The sequence below is a fragment of the Photobacterium frigidiphilum genome, from assembly GCF_003025615.1.
Lineage (GTDB): Bacteria > Pseudomonadota > Gammaproteobacteria > Enterobacterales > Vibrionaceae > Photobacterium > Photobacterium frigidiphilum.
In genome coordinates, this window is the sequence record NZ_PYMJ01000024.1 from 33,099 (window position 1) to 55,843 (window position 22,745).

14 protein-coding genes and 1 other annotated feature are annotated in these 22,745 nt (G+C 42.3%); of the genes, 5 read left to right on the forward strand and 9 right to left on the reverse strand.

The window, feature by feature from the left end:
* Window positions 1-38: 38 nt before the first annotated feature.
* The 3 genes from thrC to thrA are packed head-to-tail and all read right to left on the reverse strand — an operon-like array spanning window position 39 to window position 4,746.
* Entirely contained in the window at window positions 39-1,325 is a 1,287-nt protein-coding gene (gene thrC, locus C9J12_RS19790) for a threonine synthase (protein ID WP_107244278.1), read from the reverse strand.
* Between the two features lie 2 nt (window positions 1,326-1,327).
* Complete coding sequence (gene thrB / locus C9J12_RS19795; RefSeq protein ID WP_107244279.1) at window positions 1,328-2,284, reverse strand: homoserine kinase; 957 nt, start codon at window positions 2,282-2,284, stop codon at window positions 1,328-1,330.
* Window positions 2,285-2,286: 2 nt separating this feature from the next.
* Window positions 2,287-4,746, reverse strand: a complete 2,460-nt coding sequence (gene thrA, locus C9J12_RS19800; protein WP_107244280.1) for a bifunctional aspartate kinase/homoserine dehydrogenase I — start codon at window positions 4,744-4,746, stop codon at window positions 2,287-2,289.
* An 86-nt stretch (window positions 4,747-4,832) separates the two neighbouring features.
* Window positions 4,833-4,952: a sequence feature (Thr leader region), on the reverse strand.
* A 244-nt stretch (window positions 4,953-5,196) separates the two neighbouring features.
* On the opposite strand from thrA, the gene aceK reads away from it, so the two are divergent.
* Both aceK and C9J12_RS19810 read left to right on the forward strand, forming a co-directional pair.
* A complete protein-coding gene (gene aceK / locus C9J12_RS19805) occupies window positions 5,197-6,924 on the forward strand; it encodes a bifunctional isocitrate dehydrogenase kinase/phosphatase (protein ID WP_107244281.1) in 1,728 nt (575 codons plus the stop codon).
* A 158-nt stretch (window positions 6,925-7,082) separates the two neighbouring features.
* Window positions 7,083-7,547 (forward strand): hypothetical protein, encoded by a 465-nt coding sequence (locus C9J12_RS19810; protein ID WP_107244282.1) that lies wholly within the window; start codon window positions 7,083-7,085, stop codon window positions 7,545-7,547.
* A gap of 92 nt (window positions 7,548-7,639) precedes the next feature.
* Here the strand turns inward: C9J12_RS19810 and C9J12_RS19815 are convergent, their stop codons facing one another.
* Entirely contained in the window at window positions 7,640-8,131 is a 492-nt protein-coding gene (locus C9J12_RS19815; RefSeq protein WP_107244283.1) for a putative 4-hydroxy-4-methyl-2-oxoglutarate aldolase, read from the reverse strand.
* A 74-nt stretch (window positions 8,132-8,205) separates the two neighbouring features.
* Entirely contained in the window at window positions 8,206-8,619 is a 414-nt protein-coding gene (locus tag C9J12_RS19820) for a DUF3293 domain-containing protein (RefSeq protein WP_011217323.1), read from the reverse strand.
* A gap of 382 nt (window positions 8,620-9,001) precedes the next feature.
* Between C9J12_RS19820 and arcA the strand changes: the two genes are divergently transcribed.
* Complete coding sequence (gene arcA / locus C9J12_RS19825; RefSeq protein WP_006230624.1) at window positions 9,002-9,721, forward strand: two-component system response regulator ArcA; 720 nt, start codon at window positions 9,002-9,004, stop codon at window positions 9,719-9,721.
* A 131-nt stretch (window positions 9,722-9,852) separates the two neighbouring features.
* On the opposite strand, the gene C9J12_RS19830 is transcribed toward arcA, so the two are convergent.
* The 4 genes from C9J12_RS19830 to C9J12_RS19845 all read right to left on the reverse strand — a co-directional run bounded on the left by C9J12_RS19830 (window position 9,853) and on the right by C9J12_RS19845 (window position 15,863).
* On the reverse strand, window positions 9,853-10,431 hold the full coding sequence (locus C9J12_RS19830) for a hypothetical protein (protein WP_107244284.1): 579 nt from the start codon (window positions 10,429-10,431) through the stop codon (window positions 9,853-9,855).
* A complete protein-coding gene (gene arcB, locus C9J12_RS19835; protein ID WP_107244285.1) occupies window positions 10,428-12,824 on the reverse strand; it encodes an aerobic respiration two-component sensor histidine kinase ArcB in 2,397 nt (798 codons plus the stop codon). Before arcB ends, C9J12_RS19830 begins: the two co-directional genes overlap by 4 nt.
* Window positions 12,825-12,973: 149 nt before the next feature.
* Window positions 12,974-14,800 carry a GGDEF domain-containing protein gene (locus C9J12_RS19840; protein WP_107244286.1) on the reverse strand — a complete coding sequence of 609 codons (1,827 nt, stop codon included), beginning with the start codon at window positions 14,798-14,800 and terminating at the stop codon, window positions 12,974-12,976.
* A gap of 118 nt (window positions 14,801-14,918) precedes the next feature.
* A complete protein-coding gene (locus C9J12_RS19845) occupies window positions 14,919-15,863 on the reverse strand; it encodes a TIGR01212 family radical SAM protein (RefSeq protein ID WP_107244287.1) in 945 nt (314 codons plus the stop codon).
* Between the two features lie 647 nt (window positions 15,864-16,510).
* Here C9J12_RS19845 and gltB point away from each other — a divergent pair.
* On the forward strand, window positions 16,511-21,058 hold the full coding sequence (gltB, locus tag C9J12_RS19850) for a glutamate synthase large subunit (RefSeq protein ID WP_107244288.1): 4,548 nt from the start codon (window positions 16,511-16,513) through the stop codon (window positions 21,056-21,058).
* On the forward strand, window positions 21,051-22,523 hold the full coding sequence (locus tag C9J12_RS19855) for a glutamate synthase subunit beta (protein WP_107244289.1): 1,473 nt from the start codon (window positions 21,051-21,053) through the stop codon (window positions 22,521-22,523). The genes gltB and C9J12_RS19855 overlap by 8 nt, the downstream gene beginning before the upstream one ends.
* The last annotated feature ends 222 nt before the right edge of the window (window positions 22,524-22,745 follow it).

Genomic DNA, 22,745 nt, shown 5'->3' on the forward strand with positions numbered 1-22,745 from the left:
CTACCGTTTTCAATTTAAAAAATACATGTTAGATCATTTTAATCTTGAACACTTCGTAACACCGCTTTTAACTGCTCAAAATCGTTATCGCGCTCTAGTGATAACAGCTCCATCGCGCCATGCTTCGCAAGCGGGGCTGGCAGATCGATATCCAGCTCTAGGATCTCATCAACTACTTCTTTAAACTTCGCAGGATGCGCCGTGCATAAGAACAAGCCGGTTTCGCCATCTTGTAGCTGCTCATTAAGCACACGGTAAGCAATCGCCCCATGGGGTTCACATAAGTAACCATCTGCATTCATTTCACGCAACGTTTCAGCGGTTTGCTCGTCTGTTACTGCGCCGTAGCCAAGCTCGTTAAGCCCCCAGCCTTTCAACTGGCATAACTCTTCGATACGTGGCCAGTTATTCGGCTCACTCACATCCATTGCATTAGAAATGGTTGGAATTGTTGATGTTGGTGCCCACTCACCCGTTTGCAGGTAACGTGGTACGGTGTCATTCGCATTCGTTGCAACAATAAAACGCTTCACTGGCAAACCAAGTGATTTAGCTAACAAACCTGCTGTTAAGTTACCAAAATTACCACTTGGTACTGAAATCACTAAATTTTCACGTTGCGCTTTAGGTAGTTGAGCAACAGCTTCAAAGTAGTAGCAAATCTGCGCCATCAAACGACTGATGTTAATCGAGTTTGCTGAGTTTAGACCAACATCTTGACGTAATTGTTCATCATCAAACGAGGCTTTAACCAGTGCCTGACAATCATCAAATGTGCCTTCTACAGCAACAGTGGTAATATTGCGACCTAACGTACAGAATAATTTTTCCTGTAACGGGCTGATTTTGCCTTTCGGATATAAGATCACAACCTTAATATTATCCATGCCGTAAAAAGCATGGGCGACAGCAGCTCCCGTATCACCCGACGTTGCAGTCAAAATCGTTACTTTGCCATCTTTCTCGGACACAGCAGCTAAAGATTGCGCCATGAATCGGCCACCAAAATCTTTAAAAGCTAATGTAGGGCCGTGAAATAACTCTAGTGCGTAAACGCCGTCTTTTACTTTGGCTAAAGGGGCTGGGAATTGGAACGCGTTATCCACCATTTGGTTAACGGTTTCTGAAGTAAGCTCTTCACCAATAAAGGCTGAAAGAATTTTGCTGCTACGGCTAACAAAATCCATTTCTAATAATGCATCGACATCACCCAAATCAGGTAACTCTGATGGGAAAAACAGACCTTGATTACGTCCTAAACCTTGACGTACTGCCTGACCAAAGGAAACCTGTTCTTGATGTTCTTTTAAATTATACAGCTTCATAGTTATAGCTCACTTCCTGTTACTTTCGATCCCGTGCTGTCTAAACGACAGACATGGACAAATCCTTCATCATTCTGAACATAATTGTCTTCGAGCCAACGTGCAATACGTTTTGCCACTTCTAGGTCATTACAGACACTAAACATGGTTGGTCCTGAACCAGAGATCCCACTCGCCAATGCCCCTGCTTCCAGGGCATATTGTCGTGCATTTGAAAAACCAGGCAACAATCGTTCGCGATAGGGTTCAGCAACCACATCTTTAACCATTTTTGCCGCAAGCTCTGGTTGCTGAGAATGGCAGGCATGAATGAAGCCACCAAGGTAACGACCATGCGCAATGACATCTTGTCGACGGTACTGAGACGGCAAGATGGCACGCGCTTCTGCTGTAGGCACTTTAATGCCAGGATAGGCCATCACCCAATACCAATCGTCAAAGCAAGGCACCGACTGGCTAATAATACCCAGCTCTTGAACCATAAATTGCAGCCCGCCCAAATAACACGGTGCCACATTATCGTAATGTAAACTTCCGGAAATTTTTGCTTCCATTTCCCCCATCAAAGTCAATAATTCGACTTCATTCAACGGCAAGTTATGAAAACGGTTTAATGCATCTAATGCTGCAACAACTGAACATGCACTCGAGCCCAAACCCGAACCAATTGGCATATTCTTTTCAAGTGTCATCGCTACAGGTTTTAATTCGATGCTTTTCTTATCTAACTCACGAGCAAACACTAACCAACAATGGTAAACAATGTTCTCTTCTTTCTCTGCAGGCAACTTTGCAACAAAATCACCGACGCATTTTAAGGTAAAAGGTTGATCACCAGCGGCAACTTCAACGCGATCACCCAATAAAGACCCATCAATCGGTGATACAGCCGCACCCAGTACATCAAACCCAACACTTACATTGCCAATTGATGCTGGCGCATAAACAACAACACTCATCTTTATACTCCCAACTTCCAGCCTAATGTACGCATTAGATCAGCAAACACGCCTGCCGCTGTCACTTCTGTACCAGCACCGTAACCACGTAACACTAATGGAATCGGTTGATAATAACGGCTGTAGAATGCCAAGGCATTTTCGCCATCTTTAATTTTAAACATTGGATCATCAGGGTTTACTGCTGCAATCTTAACGAAGCATTTGCCTTGATCAATTTCACCAACGTAACGCAAGACTTTATCTTCTTTTGCCGCATCTGCTGATAACTGCTCAAAGTAAGCATTCGCTTCTGGCAAACGAGCCATGAAATCATCAATAGAGCCTTCTGCATTAAAACCTGGTGGCAATGCCTGCTCGACGACAACATCTTCCAGTTCTAGTGCTAAGCCCGTTTCACGCGCCAAAATAAGCAGTTTACGTGCGACATCCATACCCGATAAATCATCACGAGGATCAGGTTCTGTAAAGCCGTTTTCACGAGCAATCGTGGTGGCATCACTAAAACTCATACCTTCATCTAACTTACCGAAGATATAAGATAATGAACCCGATAAAATGCCAGAGAAGCGCGAAAGTTCATCACCTGCAGACAGCAAATTCTGTAAGTTTTCAATAACCGGTAAACCGGCACCAACCGTTGTGTCGTACATAAATTTACGACGAGTAGAACGTGCCGCCTGACGCAACTGATGGTAATACGCCATGCTCGCGGTATTGGCTTTCTTGTTTGGTGTAATAACGTGGAAACCTGCCGCTAGATAGTCAACATACTGCTCTGCAATACCTTGATCAGACGTACAGTCAATCACGACGGGGTTAATAATATGGTGACGCTGAACCAATTGGATCATACGTGCCAGAGTTAATGGCTCATTCGCCATCCCGACCTGATCACGCCAGTTTTCAAGTGGAATACCATTATTATTAAGTAACAAGCCTTTACTGTTCGCTAAACCACAGACACGAATAACAATGCCTTTGTCTGCAAGTTTTGCTTGTTGACGACGAATCTGTTCAACCAGTTCACCACCAACACCACCCACACCAATCACAAATACATCAAGAAAGTGTTTACTGTTAAACAGGTTTTCATGACACGCTTTCACCGCTTCAGCCACTTTAATCGCTGGGATTACCGCAGAAATTGCACGCTCAGAAGAGCCTTGAGCTATCGCAATAATATTCACATTTACTTCTGCTAAAGAGGTAAAGAAACGTGAAGCAACCCCTTGCGATGTACGCATGCCGTCACCCACTAATGTCACAATAGCGGAATCATCGACAAACTCGATAGGCTCTAAGAGGCCTTCTTTTAACTCTAATTCGAAGTTGTTTTGTAGCGCTTGTTGCGCTAAAACTTTATCGTCACTATCGATACAGAAACTAATACTGTATTCAGATGATGATTGTGTAATCAGTACAATCGATACACCAGAAATTGACATCGCGCCAAAGACACGCGCAGCCATGCCAACCATGCCTTTCATTCCAGGACCCGATACGTTGACCATGGTCAGGTTTTTCAGCGTGGTAATGCCTTTTATCGCCAAGTTATCTTCACCGGTATCAAGACCGATTAATGTACCAGCACCTTGTGGCTTAAAACTGTTTTTGATTAAGCAAGGAATATGGAACTGGGCAATAGGAGCGATTGTTTTCGGGTGTAGAACCGATGCACCGAAATAAGATAGTTCCATTGCTTCTTGGTAACTTAAGGATTTAAGTAAGCGAGCATCAGGTACAATGCGAGGATCGCAACTATATACACCATCAACATCTGTCCAGATTTCACAGCACTCAGCACGAAGACAAGCTGCTAATACTGCTGCAGAATAGTCAGAACCATTACGCCCTAGCGTTACTAATTCACCGTCACAGTTACCCGCCGTAAAGCCAGGCATAATATTAACGTGACCTTCCGGTAGCGGGTTTCGTTTGAAATTTTGCGTCGACAATTCAATATCAACGTGTGCTTCGAGATAATCGCCATGGGCAAACAAGTAGGCGACAGGATCAATTAAGCTCGCAGGCTGGCCTTTCGCTTCAAGCAGGGCTTTCATTGTAACAATCGATAAACGCTCACCTTTACTGATGATTTTTGCGTATACATTGTCTGGGCATAAGCCTAATAGCTTCATGCCATGCACATACTGTTTAAGCTGACCTAACGAACTCGCCAGCTTTGCATCAACCAAGGCCTTATCAAAGGTTGGCACTAACGTTTTAAGACCAGAAAACAATTCATTAAATACAGCTTCTAAATCAGCGACCTGAAGATCAGCTTCGCCAGTTTTCACAGTACTATCTATTACCGAAACTAACTTGTTTGTTACTTTTCCTGGTGCTGAAAGCACGACAGACACATCACCTTGCTGAGCATTATTGGCAATAATATCTGCCGCTCGTAAAAATCGTTCTGCATCTGATAAAGATGAACCACCAAACTTAAATACCCGCATTCCCTACTCCCGACTTCCTTAATTATCCATTAACTAACTGTTTAATTTCAGCAGTAATGTTCAAATCTATTTCATTTAAAAAAGGTTAAAAAAAAGCCCGCATCTAATAAGAAGTGCGGGCTTTTTTTAAGAATCTTATGCGTATCAGCCCGCACCAACACGAATAATCGTGCCAGTAATAATAATGGTTGTGGTTGTGCTGATAACGTTAAACATAATGTGTTTTGAATTACTCAATTCTCTCAATTACTTTAGATTTACCTTACCCCACATCGAGAGTCAACAATGTTTTAACTTTATACTTAAAATTCTTTATAAATACGGGCTTGAATACATATTGATGCGTTATACCGAAAAAGTATAAAAAACAAACAGATTTAATTGCAGTTCGTGTCTCCTCGTTGCATAGTTAATCTAATACAAAAACAATAATGATTCGGAGGGAACCGGATGACAGCAGCAATGGAACAGCTTGTAGCCCATACCATTTTGCAAGGCTTCGATGCTATGTATGGTCGATTTCTTGACGTAACCGCAGGTGCTCAAGAGCGATTTGAACAACAAGATTGGTCTTCTGTTCATTTAGCGTTAAAAAAACGAATCAGTTTTTATGACCATCATGTCGGGTTAGTGACGAGTCAAATTCAGATAATGCTCGGTGAACGCTACGCCAATCGCTCATTTTTAATGGCCGTTAAATCATCGTATGAAAATTTACTGTTAGATTATCCACGATATGAAATTGCAGAAAGTTTTTTCAACTCCGTTTATTGTCGTATTTTTGAACATCGTAATATCAACCGAGATAAACTCTTCGTTCATAGCTCGCAAGAAAACCGGATCCCAACTTATCCCACTCAGTTGACTCGCATCTACCATGCTCACTCAGGTTTAACGTCTTTGTTCGATCGTGTTTTAGACGACACGCCCTTTACCCAAGTATGGGAAGACAAACAACGTGATACCAAGCTCATCATCAACCACCTGAAGCAAGAGTTCGGGGCAGCATTTAATGATGACACCTCGTTAGAGCTTATTCGCGAGCCATTTTATAGAAATAAAGCGGCTTACTTGATCGGCAAAATAACACTAAACCATGATGGGCAATACCAAACCATTCCTTTGGTATTACCTGTACTCAATAACAGTAATAAACAGTTATACGTCGATGCCTGCATCTGCCATGTGAACGATGTGAGTATTATCTTTGGTTTTGCGCGCTCTTACTTCATGGTGTACGCACCTGCTCCTGGTGCGCTTGTTCGCTTTTTATCGAACCTTATTCCCAATAAAACGAATGCAGAGCTATATACTGCAATAGGGTGCCAAAAACACGGCAAGACAGAGCTATACCGTGAGTTTTTAACCCACCTAGATAATTCTGATGATCAATTTGTTACCGCCCCAGGTATCAAAGGGATGGTTATGTCAGTGTTCACTCTGCCATCTTACGATTTTGTTTTTAAAATAATTAAAGATAAATTTGCGCCACAAAAAGATATTAGTCATGCCACGGTTAAAGAAAAATATAAACTTGTAAAAGAGCATGATCGTGTTGGTCGTATGGCTGATACTCAGGAATACCGACATTTTACATTTGAACGCCATCGCTTTAGTGATGAGTTATTAGCAGAACTATTGGCTGCTGCTCCCTCGATAATCAAAGTAACGTCAGACCAAATCATTATTAGCCATCTATACATGGAACGTCGAATGATCCCATTCAATATTTATGTAGAACAAGCGAATGATGATGACCTTCGCGATGCCGTTGATGAATATGGTAAAGCAATTAAACAACTCGCCGCGGCTAATATTTTCCCTGGCGATATGCTATTCAAAAATTTTGGGGTAACGCGTCATAAACGTGTCGTGTTTTATGATTATGACGAAATCAACTATATGACGGAAATGAATTTCCGTAAAATTCCAGAGCCACGAACGCCTGAAGATGAGATGTCTGCTGAGCCTTGGTATAGCGTGGGTATTTACGACGTATTCCCTGAAGAATTTCGTACTTTTTTACTTATAAACCCCAAAGTAAAAGCCTTATTTAATGAATTACACAGTGATTTATTTGAAGCTAAATATTGGCAGTATTTGCAGCAAAATATAACGCACGGTCAATATGAAGATGTCTATCCCTATAGAAGTGTACATCGTCTACGTATGACATAAAAATTCATGCAAAATGGCATAAGCGACAATTGATAATTCGGGCGGGATCATGTTTTATGCACTCGAACGCATTTAAATGTAAATGAAATATCAAAACCGATAATTCTGTCCTAATATCAATAAACACAATCAAAACTAAGAACAGTGGCGGTGGCGCAATGAAAAAATTGTTGATCACATTAGCCCTGCTGGTAGTGGCATTACCAACAATTGCTGCAGAAAATAACGCATTTCTGGGGTTAATTGGTGATGAACATTCATCATCAGGCTGGTTTATGACATCTCAGTCAAATTCCATCGAACAATTTGACCTTTGGCAAATTGATAGCGGATATTCATATTCGTTAAATGGGAATTTACAGTTCTATTTAAGCACTCGCTTATCATCAGGTAATGATACAAAATCTGCGAGCCGAGGAGTGCTATCTGGAGTGGCTTATAACCTGAGCCCAAAGGTCAGCTTACAAAGTGCGGTTACCTCTGAAGTTGTCGAGCGTGATACTGTCTATGGCGTAGAGATTACGAGCCAATATGATGTCACTGACAAAGTAAATCTAAGAGCGACCGTTGATTACGAAGCGCTTGAGCAGATTTATCAACTGGGTATTGGGTTTCGTTTCTAACTCAATATCAAATAACCCTTTTCAGCAATGGCTCTTCGATAGACCCCAGTCAATAAAATACCTCTTCTGCAAACCCATCATAAATAAAACAATTAAAGCACAGATAAATCTAGGGGCTGTTTGCTCAGTAATATCCCGTTAAGATCTGCATACAGATAATCGCCTGGATAGATCATAGTATGCGCGACAGTCATGGTGACATTCATATCACCCGTTTGACGTTTCACGGTTTTGTATGGGCATGTACCTAAAGCTTTTACGCCGAGATCTAAGGTCGCGAGAGTGCCTACATCACGAGCAGTGCCATTAATAACAATTCCTTGCCAACCATTTTTCACTGCAAGCAATGCTAGCTGATCACCCAGTAATGCGCCGTTATAAGAAGCATGCCCATCAATAAACAGTACTTTCCCCGTACCATCTTGAGACACAATATCGCGAACTAAACTGTTATCTTCAAAACAACGTAAGGTTACCACCTCACCATAAAATATTTTTTTTCCGCCATAGTCATTTAACACAAGAGGTAACCATCGGACATCTTGTTCGTAGTGATCACACAAATCGGGTAATAGATCGTTCATATCAAACTCCTTTTATAACTAAATAGCCCTATTTTCTTATTCTATTTATGACACTTTAAGATCTCATTTCTCAATTAAGTGTAGAAAAAGGTAGACCATTTACCGAGATTTTGTGTTTCAATGCCCTCAAGTAAAACAGGAACCAGATAAAGTCTATTGTTTTCAACCCAATAGATTGCATTTTGTTCAAACATTGCCGCTAACTCAAATGCTTGTTTACAGGATAAATCAACAGCAAAGCTCGGCTCTGTCCAACACCTATCCAGAGAGCGACAACATATAGGCATCCATGCATCTGTTAACATGATGAGATTCTTTTCCAGCGCGATATTTCTCTTAACGTTATCAGAATGAGTAAGAACAATGCTTCTCGGATTAAAAGCTGTTAGAATTGCAAAGCAATGGTAAACAGGGTGTTGCCTTGCCTCGAAGGTAATGTTTTGATATTTTCGCCAAAGCGATTTTTTTTTACACTTATGTTGATTCATTCATTTTATGACATTGTAATTTGTAGCGAATGTTAAACACTCTAAACAAACGTAGTGCATCCTCATTCAATTTGATATAAATCAATAAACATCTAAAAATCGGCATCGAAACAAAGACCCTATATTGTTAGCGAGCTGTTAAGTGCTTACAATCATCGCCATCCAAGGGAGATTGTAGCCAGTACCCACAGAGAATCGGGTTTTTCAACACAGTTGCGACACAAAAACGTATTGAATTTATGGATGGCGTACCAAACAGGCCGCTTTTAAAGTGAAAAATTATGTATTTTGTCTAATACTTTGCCTGTATGTGAATTTTTTTTATAGAATTTAACTATTCTGTTTTTGACCAGATTCCGTTTTAGTAAATTAGGTACAGCCAATGCAAACCCCTCACATTCTAATTGTAGAAGACGAGCACGTAACACGTAATACCCTTAAGAGCATTTTTGAAGCTGAGGGTTACACTGTCTTTGAAGCCAATGACGGCGCTGAAATGCACCAGATGCTTTCTGAGCACCCCGTTCACCTTGTTATCATGGATATCAACCTACCAGGTAAAAATGGTTTATTACTAGCACGTGAACTTCGCGAGCAAGGTGATATGGCTCTTATGTTCCTGACAGGTCGTGACAACGAAGTGGATAAGATTTTAGGTCTTGAAATTGGTGCTGATGATTACATCACTAAACCATTCAACCCTCGTGAGTTAACTATTCGTGCGCGTAACTTACTGACACGTGCGATGAACCAAGGTCTACCAACTGAAGATAAGAAATTGGTAGAGCGTTATGAGTTCAATGGTTGGTCTTTAGAAATCAACAGCCGTTCTTTGGTTAGCCCAAGTGGTGACCAATTTAAGCTTCCTCGTTCTGAATTCCGTGCTTTACTTCACTTCTGTGAAAACCCAGGCAAAATTCAAACGCGTGGCGATCTTCTGAAGAAGATGACTGGTCGTGAACTTAAGCCTCACGACCGTACGGTTGACGTAACTATTCGTCGTATCCGCAAGCACTTTGAATCTGTTGCTGATACACCTGAAATCGTTGCAACGATTCATGGTGAAGGTTACCGTTTCTGCGGTGATCTAAACGAAGAATAATTCGACTATTGTGCCAATGACTCAAGGGTAAAAGCGCTTCGTTTTTACCGAGTCTTCAGCAAATAGTGAGAAAAAAGGCTCCTATAGGAGCCTTTTTCTTTTTTAGAATACTGTCGTTAGAATACTGCAAATTAAAATACTTGGTTAACCGTCACGTCACGTTGTGTAATGGTATATTCCTTACCACTCTTAACCAGTGTAACCGTCACATCAACTAAACTTGCTGGTGCCCAACTAGGCCCATCACGCAGCATAAACTCAACGCCACTCTGATAGCTCTCGCCATTTTGACCCATACTATTTTGCAAATAGCTTTGTTCCATAATATTGACGTCAAAATCATTATCGTCGTTAGCCGTTAATAGCCATTGTTGCTCTGCATTTTTTAAGACGATTTGCTTTACTTTAATCCCTTGATATAAAGCATCACTTTGAGGAGAGAGTAATTGAATAGATGCAAGTAAACGACCTTTAGCAGCAGAACTAGCGCCAATCCCTACGCTACCTTCATCTTCAATCATTGGCATGCTGTTTAGCCAAATCTCACTGTATAAAGCAATCGACACATCTTCTATCGTTAATGCATCATCAGCTTGCTCTATCGGTACGACCACAGCAGTCGCATTGTCTTGTTGGCTATTTTGATTAGCACAAGCCGCAAGTACAACGGTAGATGCAATAATACCACTCAGTTTCATCCATTTTTTCATTTAGCTTTCTCCTGTTCAGCTACCCACTCGCGTAATACATTCAGATCATGCGCATAACCATTTTTAATCTCATCAACCCAATCATTAATGTTTTCCCACCATGCTGGTAGTTCTGGTGATTGTGCCTTTTGAGCGACTTGCTGGATATGCTTTAAACCGATAGAACCCGCGGCACCTTTAATTTTATGAGCTTCAAACTTAATCCCATCTTTGTCTTTCGCTGTCATATTAGAGTCAAGAATTGCTATATAGTCTGGCATCATCTTTTCAAACATCGCGATACTTTCATGTACTGGTTTGGTGCCGACAATTTCAACATAAGACTCAAGCATCTCTAAATCGAGTAATTGATTAAACATTTCATTATTTGAATGTTCTACCACGACTGCTGGTTGAGCATCTGAAACAGGCTCAATTGTTTCTATCTCTTCGTCGCCATCAAAATCATCAAGCGGACAGGTCAGTACTAATCGCTGAATAACATCGGTAATCGCTTTGACACTCAGAGGCTTACTTAGCGCCTCATCCATACCTTTTTCAATGTACTCGTTTTTATCACTGATCACATTCGCGGTTAGCGCGACTAATGCGGGTAAATAATCGTACTTTTTACGCAGTGCTTGCGCTATATCAAACCCTGTCATATCCGGTAATTGAATATCAAGTAACACAAGATCGAAAGATTCAGGATCGAACATAGCCAATGCTTCATCACCACGCATCGCAACCGTTACTTCATGCCCTAAGCTTTCCAGTAACGCTTTAGCAACCGTAATGTTGAGTTCAATATCTTCAACCATAAGGATACTTAAGCTGGCTTGAGGTACCACTGGCATGATTTCTTCTTCAACGACAGCCTCAACTAATGGCACTCTAATGGTGACAGTAAAAGTACTGCCTTCACCGATATCAGAAGTAACCAAAATATCGCCGCCCATGAGCTGCACCAACTGACGAGAAACCGCAAGACCGATGCCCGTACCTACCGCGTGTAAATTGTCGCTACCTTGCTTAACTTGGTAATACATGGTAAATATTTTATCGACTTCAGACGCTGGAATCCCAATGCCACTATCTTCAACGTCAAAGGTGATTTCTGCCTCATGCTCAAAGATTTCACTGCTCACCGATAAGATTACACCCCCTTCTTTGGTGAATTTGGTCGCATTACCAATCAAGTTCCACAATACCTGACGTAAACGTGTGCTATCAACTTCGATGAAAGCGGGTAGTTTAGTTAATCGTTCCAAGTCAAAACGTAAGCCTTTTTGTTCAGCCATCAAACTTGAAATATTATCCATTTCAGTGACAAATTCATTGAAGTCTAGAGGCTTAGGCATCAATTCTAAACGACGGCGATCTGACTTATCCATGTCTATGATGTCATTAAATATATTACCTAGCGTTATCGCACTCACATGAACGGTACGCATATAACCACGCTGCTCATCATTTAGCGGCGTTTCAAGCAACATTCGACTTAAACCGACAATACCGTTTAGCGGCGTACGTAATTCATGGCTAATCGTCGAAATGAATGCGGTTTTATCACGACTCGCTTTTTCTTGTGCGTCTTGGTATTGCTTACGCTCTGTAATATCTCGACCGAATCCCATTAAGCCTAAACGTCGACCATCACGGCGATAAAACGGGACTTTTCGCAATTCAAAAACCGCTTTTCGACCATCGGGATATTCCAACCATTGTTCGTAAGTCAACGATACATTTTGCTGAAAAACTTGCTCATCCGTTTCAACAATTTTTATCGCTGCTTCTTCGCTATATACATCCCATGGGGTTAACCCGACTAATCCTTTTTCAGTTTTCCCCGTGAGCTCTGCCATTGCTCGGTTACAACCAGAAAACTCACCTTTCTCATTACGGTAGTAAATAAGATCCGGAGATGCATCTAAGAACGATTTGAGTAATGCGCTTTGCTCTGCAAGTTCTAACTGCGCATTTTCACGCTGATATACTTCATTTTCTAAATCATGCATGGCTATTTCACGGGCTTCTTCCGCTTTTTCTCGCTCTTCAATCTCTTGATTAAGTTGCGTGATATTCACTTGAAGCTGCGTATTTAACTGCATGTCACGAGAGCGCATTTCTTCTAATTTACTGACCAATTTAGATAAACGCTGGCGAGAATCTTCCAACTGATCAACGACCACCGATAAAAAGTAAACGGCCCAAGGTGTGATCAATAGACCAAAGAATACCGAACGCACAATATCGATGTTATGCACTTCACCTTGTAGTGCGAGAGTCACCCCTATTTGAACAACAACAGCCAAGGCCACAAGCGCCAATGCTAATAATAAGCTGAATCGCACTATGCCTAACTTGACTAACAAGTCGACATAGAACTGAGCCAGGACTTTGATTTGTTTCATGATTTAACCCACAACCTAGAAGTGCTTCATTTAATAATATCTTGTGCGGTGACAGAACCAAAGGATAAGTACCACAGTTATGCTCGAATGTTATATTTAACGCATAAAAAAACCTGCTCTCGCAGGCTCATTAGGGTTTACTGGCACGATTAAAAATCATCGTTGTCAGATATCGACATTGAACAATTTCGTCCTGCGGCTTTGGCTTTATACAGTGCCACATCCGCCATGCCGACTAAATCGCCATAATCTTGAGATGGTAAAGGGATAACCGACGCAATGCCTAAGCTTACTGTTAGTGTATTGGCGACGTTAGAATAGCCGTGCGTTAGGCCTTTGGTGGCTAATTCTTGATGAATATTCGCTGCGACGATCTCGCCCCCTTTTAAATCAGTATTCGGTAATAAAAAAGCAAACTCTTCACCACCATAACGTGCCACTTCATCGGTACCTCGCTGTACCACGTTACGAAGCACTTTCGCGACTTCTTGCAATGCGATATCACCTTGTTGATGCCCGTAGTTATCGTTAAAGGCTTTAAAATAATCGATATCACATAAGATGAGGGTGAGAGGCTGTTGCTCTCGAACATGACCATGCCACAGCTTACGTAATTGTTCATCAAAACTTCGTCGATTAGCGACTTTGGTTAAACTATCGATGAAGCTCAATTCTTGTAAGTCCATAATCGCATCAGCTAATTGCTGTTCAGTCGCTTTGCGTTCTGTTACATCACGCGCCATAACCAATACGCCAACGGAGTTATCAGTTGGATCTCGATAAGGCGATTTTGCCACTTCGTACCAAATAGGAGTGCCATCTTCAAGAATGACGTAATCTTCTGTTTTAATGGTAATACCCTTTGCCATAACTTCTTCATCTATGGGACGACAAAGCTCCCACTTATCAGAGTCAAGCACATCCGAAACGCCTTTTCCCAGTAAGGTTTCAGTGGTGTATCCCAACGAGTGGGCGAACGACTCATTACAGCCAACATAAACCCAATGCTGGTTAAACAATCCAATAGGGTCTTGGCTCGCGCTTAAAATCGTATCCAATAAATTATTACGTTGCGCTAATGTCTGCTCTGTCACTTCACGCTTTTCAATTTCAGTCTTAAGACTTTCTTGCATTTCATGCCAATCAGTTACGTCATGACTGATCCCAAGCGTGCCAATAACCTCACCATTATCACCAATCAATAACGTTTTATTGGTTTCTAATAATCGGCTGCAACCGTCTGGTGATGTCGTCCAGGTATGCGTTGAATTGTTACTAGAAAGCGAGGCTTCTTCGCTATCAATCAAGCCGTCATTGAGCCTACCTCGCCAAAAACGATCGAAGGCTTTATTGGTTCCAATCATTCGGTCGGCATTATCTTGAAAATACACTAATTCAGACAGGGAGTTTAAAACACTTTGGAATACGCGTTGTTCTTGCTCAATTTTACTTTGCACAACATTGTGCTGTTGCGGTTCATATAGATACAGTAACCATGCCATTTTTCTTTTAAAACGAATACGTTGACCTGATATTTTTAACTTCATACCTAAACGGTCTGACAATATCAGCTCTTTACCCCAATCTCTAAAACCTGTTTCATTACTATGAGGACGTAAAAAGTCATATAGCATTTGGGGCTCGATATTATCTGGATAGATATAATTACTACCGACTTTTCTAACCCCTATTAATTCACGGCACGCTTTATTGGCATAAAGTAATGAGCCATCATAGCCACTTACAATAACGGCCCCGACTGGCAAATAATTAAGATTAGCTTGGATTTTTTTAAATGAAGATAACCGAATATTATGAAAAATCAGCGCTAAAAAAGCACCGCCAATAGAAATAGCTAAGACCACTGTCGTAAACATCAGAATCGGACTATCGAAGTCAGCAGAAGAGATTAAAGCCCAACAAGCAGATGGGCTAAACAATAGAATAAGAAGAATAAACTTACGACGGTAATTCATCGAACATCCACATCAGAAAAATACGGCCAAACACATTCAGGGGAAAGTTAATGTTCAAACAGTAAAATCGAATATGCATGATTATTAATTACTTGAACTATCAATAATCTATCATAAGTTATGATTTTTTAGGCAATATAGGCTGATAAATAAATGAATTATCTAATGCAGAGCCTTGCGCACCATGTTGATCAAGGTACTTACCAATATCAATCATGGCTAACCAACGATTTTCACACCAAGTAGGAGCCAGTAACGTAGGACGACGGGCACTGGCTGATACGCGATGAAAAACCACTTCTGGTGGCGTAAGGCGGATCATTTCAGCGGCAATTTCAGTATATGTTTCTAAACTCAACGCTTCGAGGCGATCTGCCTTCCACGCTTTCGCCATAATACTGCCTTCGACAATATGGAGCGGGTGCAACTTGATCCCATCAGTACCCACAGCAATAGTACGTTTCAGTGTCTCTAAATTGTCTTCTTTGGTATCACCCGGCAAACCAACAATAAGATGGGTACACACTTTAATACCCATTGCACGGGCACGTTTGGTGATTTTCTCATAACACGCAAAATCATGGCCACGATTAATACGCTTTAATGTCTTATCGTTCGCGGTTTGTAACCCAAGTTCAAGCCAAATTTCATAGCCCTGCTCGCAATAACTCGCTAGTAACTCCAGCACTGCATCTGGCACACAATCTGGACGCGTACCCACGCACAAGCCGACGATATTGGCAGCTTGTAGCGCTTCTTCATACATGTTTTTCAACAACTGCACTTCAGCGTAAGTATTGGTGTACGCCTGAAAATACGCTAAATAACGGTTCGCACGATCTGTTTTGACTGCACGTTGCGCCAACTGCTGACGAATAGGTATATACTGTGCTTGCTCATCAGCAAAAGAAGCGACATTACAGAAGGTACACCCTCCTCGCCCAATCGTGCCATCACGATTTGGACAACTAAAACCACCATGCAAAGACAGTTTATGTACTTTCTCTCCATAACGTCGTTGTAAATCTTGCCCAAAGGTATTGACTAATTCGTGCAGCTGCATCATTTCACCTAGCGTTTATTATCGTTCCAATAAGAAAGATAAACCTGTTTACGGCGGCGCAGATTAACATTAAGCCTCAAAATGGAATTTGTGCCAAAACAAGAAAAAACGTATAACTCAAGGAAGCTAGCACGTCATTACCCCTTTGTTGATAAAAAACGACAAAAAGTGCGCCCCCCTCTCCGACTAAAGTCTAATGTTCTAAACACCGCGATCAATATCATTCAGTAAGATATTCACAATGATAAGCATTATCGAATAAACACGCACATTGGCGAATTATAAATGCACTAAATGAAATAATTTATGCTCTTTATGTGTTATTTATTGTTGGTAATTAAAGTATCAAAACTGTAGGATAGTTACACTTGTGTGCAATTTATGCACAACATATGTGATGTAATCAGCTATTCTAATAGTGATTTATGTTGCTAAATCGGAAAGACTGCAGTGTTTTCACATACCAGAATGAAAACACTCCAACATTTAGTTTGCTATTGAAAGTAAGAACTTCATCCCACAGCAAACACGCAACTCAACGACGCTGGACAAGACGTTCAATATAAAGCTCATTGAGAATGTGATTATAAAATTAGGGATAACCAAGCCTTTGGATAAGGGCTTGTTGAAACTGGAAGGATGTATCAATGTCAGATCAAGAGCTTAACGCGCAGGGACTTTATGTACCCGAATTAGAGCACGATGCCTGTGGTATCGGCTTTGTTGCCCACCTTAAAAACCGTAAGTCCCATGAGATCGTAACGCAAGCCCTCGACATGTTAGCTCGTATGGAGCACCGTGGCGGTCAAGGCTGTGATCCTTGTAGTGGTGATGGTGCCGGTATTCTTTTACAAAAGCCGCATGAATTTTTACTGGAAGAAACAGTAAAACAAGGCATTAAACTACCGTCATTTGATAAATACGGTGTAGGTGTTGTGCTGTTCCCGAAAGATGAGCACAAACGTTCGCAGTGTCGTGACATTTTAGAGCGAAATGCAAAGCGACTTGATCTAGAAGTCATTGGCTACCGTGTATTGCCAGTCGATAACTCCATGATTGGTGAAGATCCACTTAGCACTGAACCACAGTTTGAACACGTGTTTATTACTGGTGGTGCAAACCTAGACCCCGCGATTCTAGAGCGTAAACTGTATGTACTTCGTAACTATACAGTGCGTGTTTGCCTTGAAAGCATTTCAAATATTGGCGATGACTTCTATATTAACTCATTGTCTTATAAAACCTTGGTCTATAAAGGTCAGCTAACAACAGAGCAAGTACCTCAATACTTCTTAGACCTCCAGAACCCAAGTATGGTGACGGCACTCGCATTGGTGCACTCGCGTTTCTCGACCAATACTTTCCCTCGCTGGCGTCTTGCCCAACCCTTCCGTTATATTGCTCACAACGGTGAAATTAACACTGTACGTGGTAATTTGAACTGGATGAAGGCACGTGAAGCGATCCTTGAATCGGAGCTATTCAGCCAGCAAGAAATCGATATGTTGCTGCCAATCTGTCAGGAAGGCAGTTCAGATTCCTCCAACTTCGATATGGCGTTAGAACTATTAGTGCTTTCTGGCCGTAGCTTGCCACATGCTCTTATGATGCTGATTCCTGAAGCATGGCAAGAAAACAAGAACATGGATCCCAAGCGACGTGCGTTCTATCAATACCACGCTAACGTCATGGAACCATGGGATGGTCCGGCTTCTGTTTGTTTCACTGATGGTGTTCAAGTAGGTGCAACGCTTGACCGTAATGGTCTTCGTCCTTCTCGTTATACTGTGACCAAAGATGATTTCTTGGTTATGGCATCGGAATCTGGCGTTGTAAAAATTGACCCTGAAAATGTTCAATTCCGTGGTCGTCTACAGCCGGGTCGTATCTTTGTTGCAGATTTAGAGCAAGGTCGCATCATCTCTGATGAAGAAGTCAAAGACAGCATCGCCACAGCGCAACCCTATGAGCAATGGATTAAAGACAACCTATTGACCTTAAAGGCCCTGCCTGAAGCCGACAACATGCACCACCAGCCAACACCAGAACGTTTGCTGCATCATCAACAAGCGTTTGGTATGAGCTCTGAAGAAGTGAACGAAATTATCGTTCCTTTAGCGAAAACCGGTTATGAACCACTCAGCGCAATGGGTGCTGACTGGCCACTCGCGATTCTATCGCATCAGTCTCAGCATCTATCTAACTACTTTAAGCAGCTTTTTGCTCAGGTAACTAACCCACCGATCGATCCGATCCGTGAGCGTATGGTTATGTCGCTGAATACTTACCTTGGTAAAGATCAGAACCTACTGACTGAAACACCTGAACACTGCCAAAAAGTAGAATTGGAATCTCCTGTTCTTTCAAATGCTGAACTTGAAAAGCTGCGGGCTATCGATAAAGAGCACTTACAAGCTAAAACGCTCGACATCGTATTCCGTGCTAACGGTGAGCAAGGCAAACTAGAACGCGCCCTTACGCGTATTTGCCAATATTCAGAAGATGCGGTTAACGATGGTTATTCCATTATCATTCTGACTGACCGTGCCGTTAACTCTAACCATGCTGCGATTCCAGCCATGCTGGCAGTGGGTGCCGTTCACCACCACCTAATCCGTAAAGGGTTACGTGCGAAATGTGACATCATTATCGAAACCGGTGATGCACGTGAAACCCACCACTTTGCAACACTAGTCGGTTATGGTGCCAATGCCATTAACCCTTACCTAGTGACAGAGACACTGGTTGATCTGCAGAAAAAACGTAAGTTAGACCCTGAATTATCAACAGATGCACTATTCAATAATTACCGTAAAGGTGTGAATGGCGGTCTACTTAAAATCTTCTCGAAGATGGGCATTTCTACCTTACAGTCATACCATGGCGCACAAATATTTGAAGCGCTGGGTATCAGTAAATCTGTTGTCGATAAATACTTCACAGGTACTGTTTCTCGTATTCAAGGTTTAACCATCGATGACATCGCACAAGAAGTGCTAATTCGTCACCGTGTTGGTTACCCCATTCGCGAAATCCCAATTCAAATGTTGGATGTGGGTGGCGTATATCAGTGGAAACAACGTGGTGAAAAACACCTGTTTAACCCTGAAACCATTTCGCTGCTTCAGCAATCAACACGCGGCAAAGATTACAAACAATTCCAAGAGTATTGCCATGCTGTTGATGCACAAGGCGACAATGCCGCAACATTGCGTAGTCAACTAGAATTCATTAAGAGCCCAACAGGTACAATACCATTAGCTGACGTTGAGCCAATTGAAAGCATCTTGAAGCGATTTGCTACCGGTGCGATGAGCTTTGGCTCTATCTCTCACGAAGCCCACTCTACCCTTGCTGTTGCAATGAACCGCATCGGTGCTAAATCTAACTCAGGCGAAGGCGGTGAAGACCCTGTTCGTTTTGATAAAAAAGATAACGGTGATTGGGAGCGTTCAGCGATCAAGCAAGTTGCATCAGGGCGTTTCGGCGTCACCTCATACTACTTGAGTAATGCTGATGAACTTCAAATCAAAATGGCACAAGGTGCGAAGCCTGGTGAAGGCGGTCAGCTGCCGGGTGACAAAGTCGACGACTGGATTGGTGCAACACGTCACTCAACACCAGGGGTCGGTCTAATTTCCCCCCCACCACACCACGATATCTACTCTATCGAAGATTTAGCTCAGCTGATCTACGATTTGAAAAATGCTAACCGCGCAGGCCGTGTTAACGTCAAACTCGTATCGGAAGCAGGCGTAGGTACAATCGCATCAGGTGTTGCGAAAGCAAAAGCCGATGTCGTGCTGATTGCAGGCTTTGATGGCGGTACTGGTGCATCACCAATGTCATCGATTCGCCACACAGGTTTACCGTGGGAACTCGGTCTAGCAGAAACACACCAAACGCTACTGAAAAACGGCTTACGTAACCGTATCGTTGTTCAGTCTGACGGCCAGATGAAAACCCCTCGAGACCTTGCAGTCGCAACACTACTGGGGGCTGAGGAATGGGGTGTCGCAACAGCTGCACTGGTTGTTGAAGGTTGTATCATGATGCGTAAGTGTCATAAGAATACCTGCCCTGTGGGTATCGCAACGCAAAATAAAACACTGCGTGAGCGTTTTGATGGTCGTGTTGAAGATGTGGTTACTTTCTTCCAGTACATGGCTGAAGGTTTACGTGAAGTGATGGCAGAGCTTGGTTTCCGCACCATTGAAGAAATGGTGGGTCAATCTCACAAGCTGAAAATCCGTAGCAATATTGGTCATTGGAAATACAAGAACCTTGATTTAAGCCCTGTGCTATTTATTGAGCCACCTCGTAAAGACGATGGTATCTATAATCAGCGCCAACAAGAACACAATCTTGAACATGTGCTTGACCGTAAATTAATCGATATTGCCGCCCCCGCATTATATCAAGGCAAGCAAGTCGACGCTAAATTTGACATCATCAATACCGACCGTAGTACGGGTACTATGCTGTCAAACGAGATTTCAAAAATCTATAAAGACCAAGGTTTACCACAGCCAATGAACGTCAAGTTTAATGGTTCTGCAGGTCAAAGCTTTGGTGCATTCCTTGCGAAAGGTGTGAACTTTGAAGTCGAAGGCGATGCCAATGACTACTGGGGCAAAGGCTTATCTGGCGGTACGATAGTGCTTTATCCTGACAGAAAATCTGACATTGTTCCTGAAGATAACATCATTGTGGGTAACGTTTGTTTCTACGGTGCAACGTCAGGTGAATCTTACATTCGCGGGCTAGCGGGTGAGCGTTTCTGTGTACGTAACTCAGGTGCAAGAGTGGTTGTTGAAGGAATCGGTGACCACGGTTGTGAATATATGACTGGTGGTATTGCCGTTATTCTTGGTCAAACGGGTCGTAACTTCGCAGCAGGCATGAGCGGTGGTATCGCATATGTTTGGGACCAATTCGAGGACTTCGAAACCAAGCTAAATGCAGAACTTGTTGACCTTGATCCTCTAGAGCAAGAAGACAAAGATTTGCTATTAGACATGCTAACCAAGCATGCTGAACTGACAGGCAGTACAGTCGCAGAAACGTTCCTATCTAACTTTGAAGCAAACCTTCAGAAGATGGTGAAAGTAATGCCAAGGGATTACAAAACTGTACTACTAAAGCGTAAAGCTGAAGCAGAAAACAAGGAAGAGTTGGAGGCCGTAAATGGGTAAGCCTACAGGATTTTTAGAATTTGGTCGTGAACTACCACAGAAGGTAGATCCAAGCGTTCGTATTCAAGATAACAAAGAATTTGTTCTGAATGACGAGTTTGGCGATAAGATCAATACTCAAGCATCACGTTGCATGGATTGCGGCGTACCTTTCTGTCACAACGCGTGCCCGATTGGTAACATCATCCCAGAGTTCAACGATGCCGTTTTCCGTGATAGTTGGGAAGAAGCGTGGAACATTTTAAGTTCAACCAATAACTTCCCTGAATTTACTGGTCGTGTATGTCCAGCTCCTTGTGAAAGTGGCTGTGTATTAGGTATCAACCAAGACCCAATCACGATCTGTAATATCGAGAAAACCATTGTCGAAACAGCCTACCGTGAAGGGTATGCTAAACCGAAAACGCCACGCACACGTACAGGCAAAACCATAGCTATCATCGGTTCTGGTCCTGCGGGTCTATCCGCTGCCGAGCAGTTAAACAGTGCGGGTCATTGTGTGACGGTTTTTGAGCGTGATGAAAAGGTCGGGGGGCTATTACGTTTTGGGATCCCTGACTTCAAATTAGGCATGGATATCATTGATCGTAAAATCGACTTAATGAGCGATGCAGGCGTTAAATTTGAGGTTAATGCTCACATTGGTGTCACGGTAAATGCCCAGCAATTACGTCAAGAGTTTGATGTGGTATTACTAACAGGCGGTTCTACCGTGCCGCGTAATTTACCGATTCCAGGTCGTGAACTAACTGGTGTACATTTTGCGATGGAGTTCCTTGCGCAAAATAATCGCCGTGCTAACGACATGGATTTAAAAACCGAAGAAATTCACGCCAAAGGCAAGCATATTGTTGTGGTTGGTGGTGGTGATACCGGTTCTGACTGTGTGGGTACATCTAACCGTCATGGTGCAGCAAGCATTACTCAAGTGGAAATCATGCCAATTCCACCAGGGCAGCGCCCAACGAATCAGCCTTGGCCGTCTTACCCAATGATCATGAAAACATCGACTTCACATGAAGAAGGTTGTGATCGTCATTGGAATATTTTGACTAAAGAGTTCATCGGTGATGAGGCGGGTAATGTAAAAGCATTGCGTATCGCCGATATTCAGTGGCAAGAAGCCAAGCCTGGTGAACGTCCTGGTTTTGATGAAGTCGCAGGTTCTGAGCGTATCATTCCATGTGATATGGCTTTCTTAGCGATGGGCTTCTTACATCCAGAACCAACCGGTGTTATTGCTCAACTGGATATTAAGTTAGATGAGCGCGGTAATATTGCAACCACGGGTTTTGCCACTAGCCAGAAAGGTGTTTTTGCCGCAGGCGATATGCGTACAGGCCAATCTTTGGTGGTACGTTGTATCAACGAAGGTCGTGAATGTGCACGTGAAATTGATGACTTCTTAATGGGTAACTCCAACCTAGAAGCAAAAGCTGATTCACTGATGCTCTCTCAAGCCTAGTTATAAAACATAAGATATACACTAAAAAGCCAGCTCTGTTGTGAGCTGGTTTTTTTATGCCAATAAGATTGTATTCATCCATTATCAATATGAATTTTTCGCTTAAACCTTTCCTCTCTCCCTCTAAACAGTCAGTTTACTTTTTATTACTTATTAGAATTCTTGAAGTAAATCGGAAATACCCGCTCTTTTTCTTGCTAAGATCTGACCGTATTTCCTATC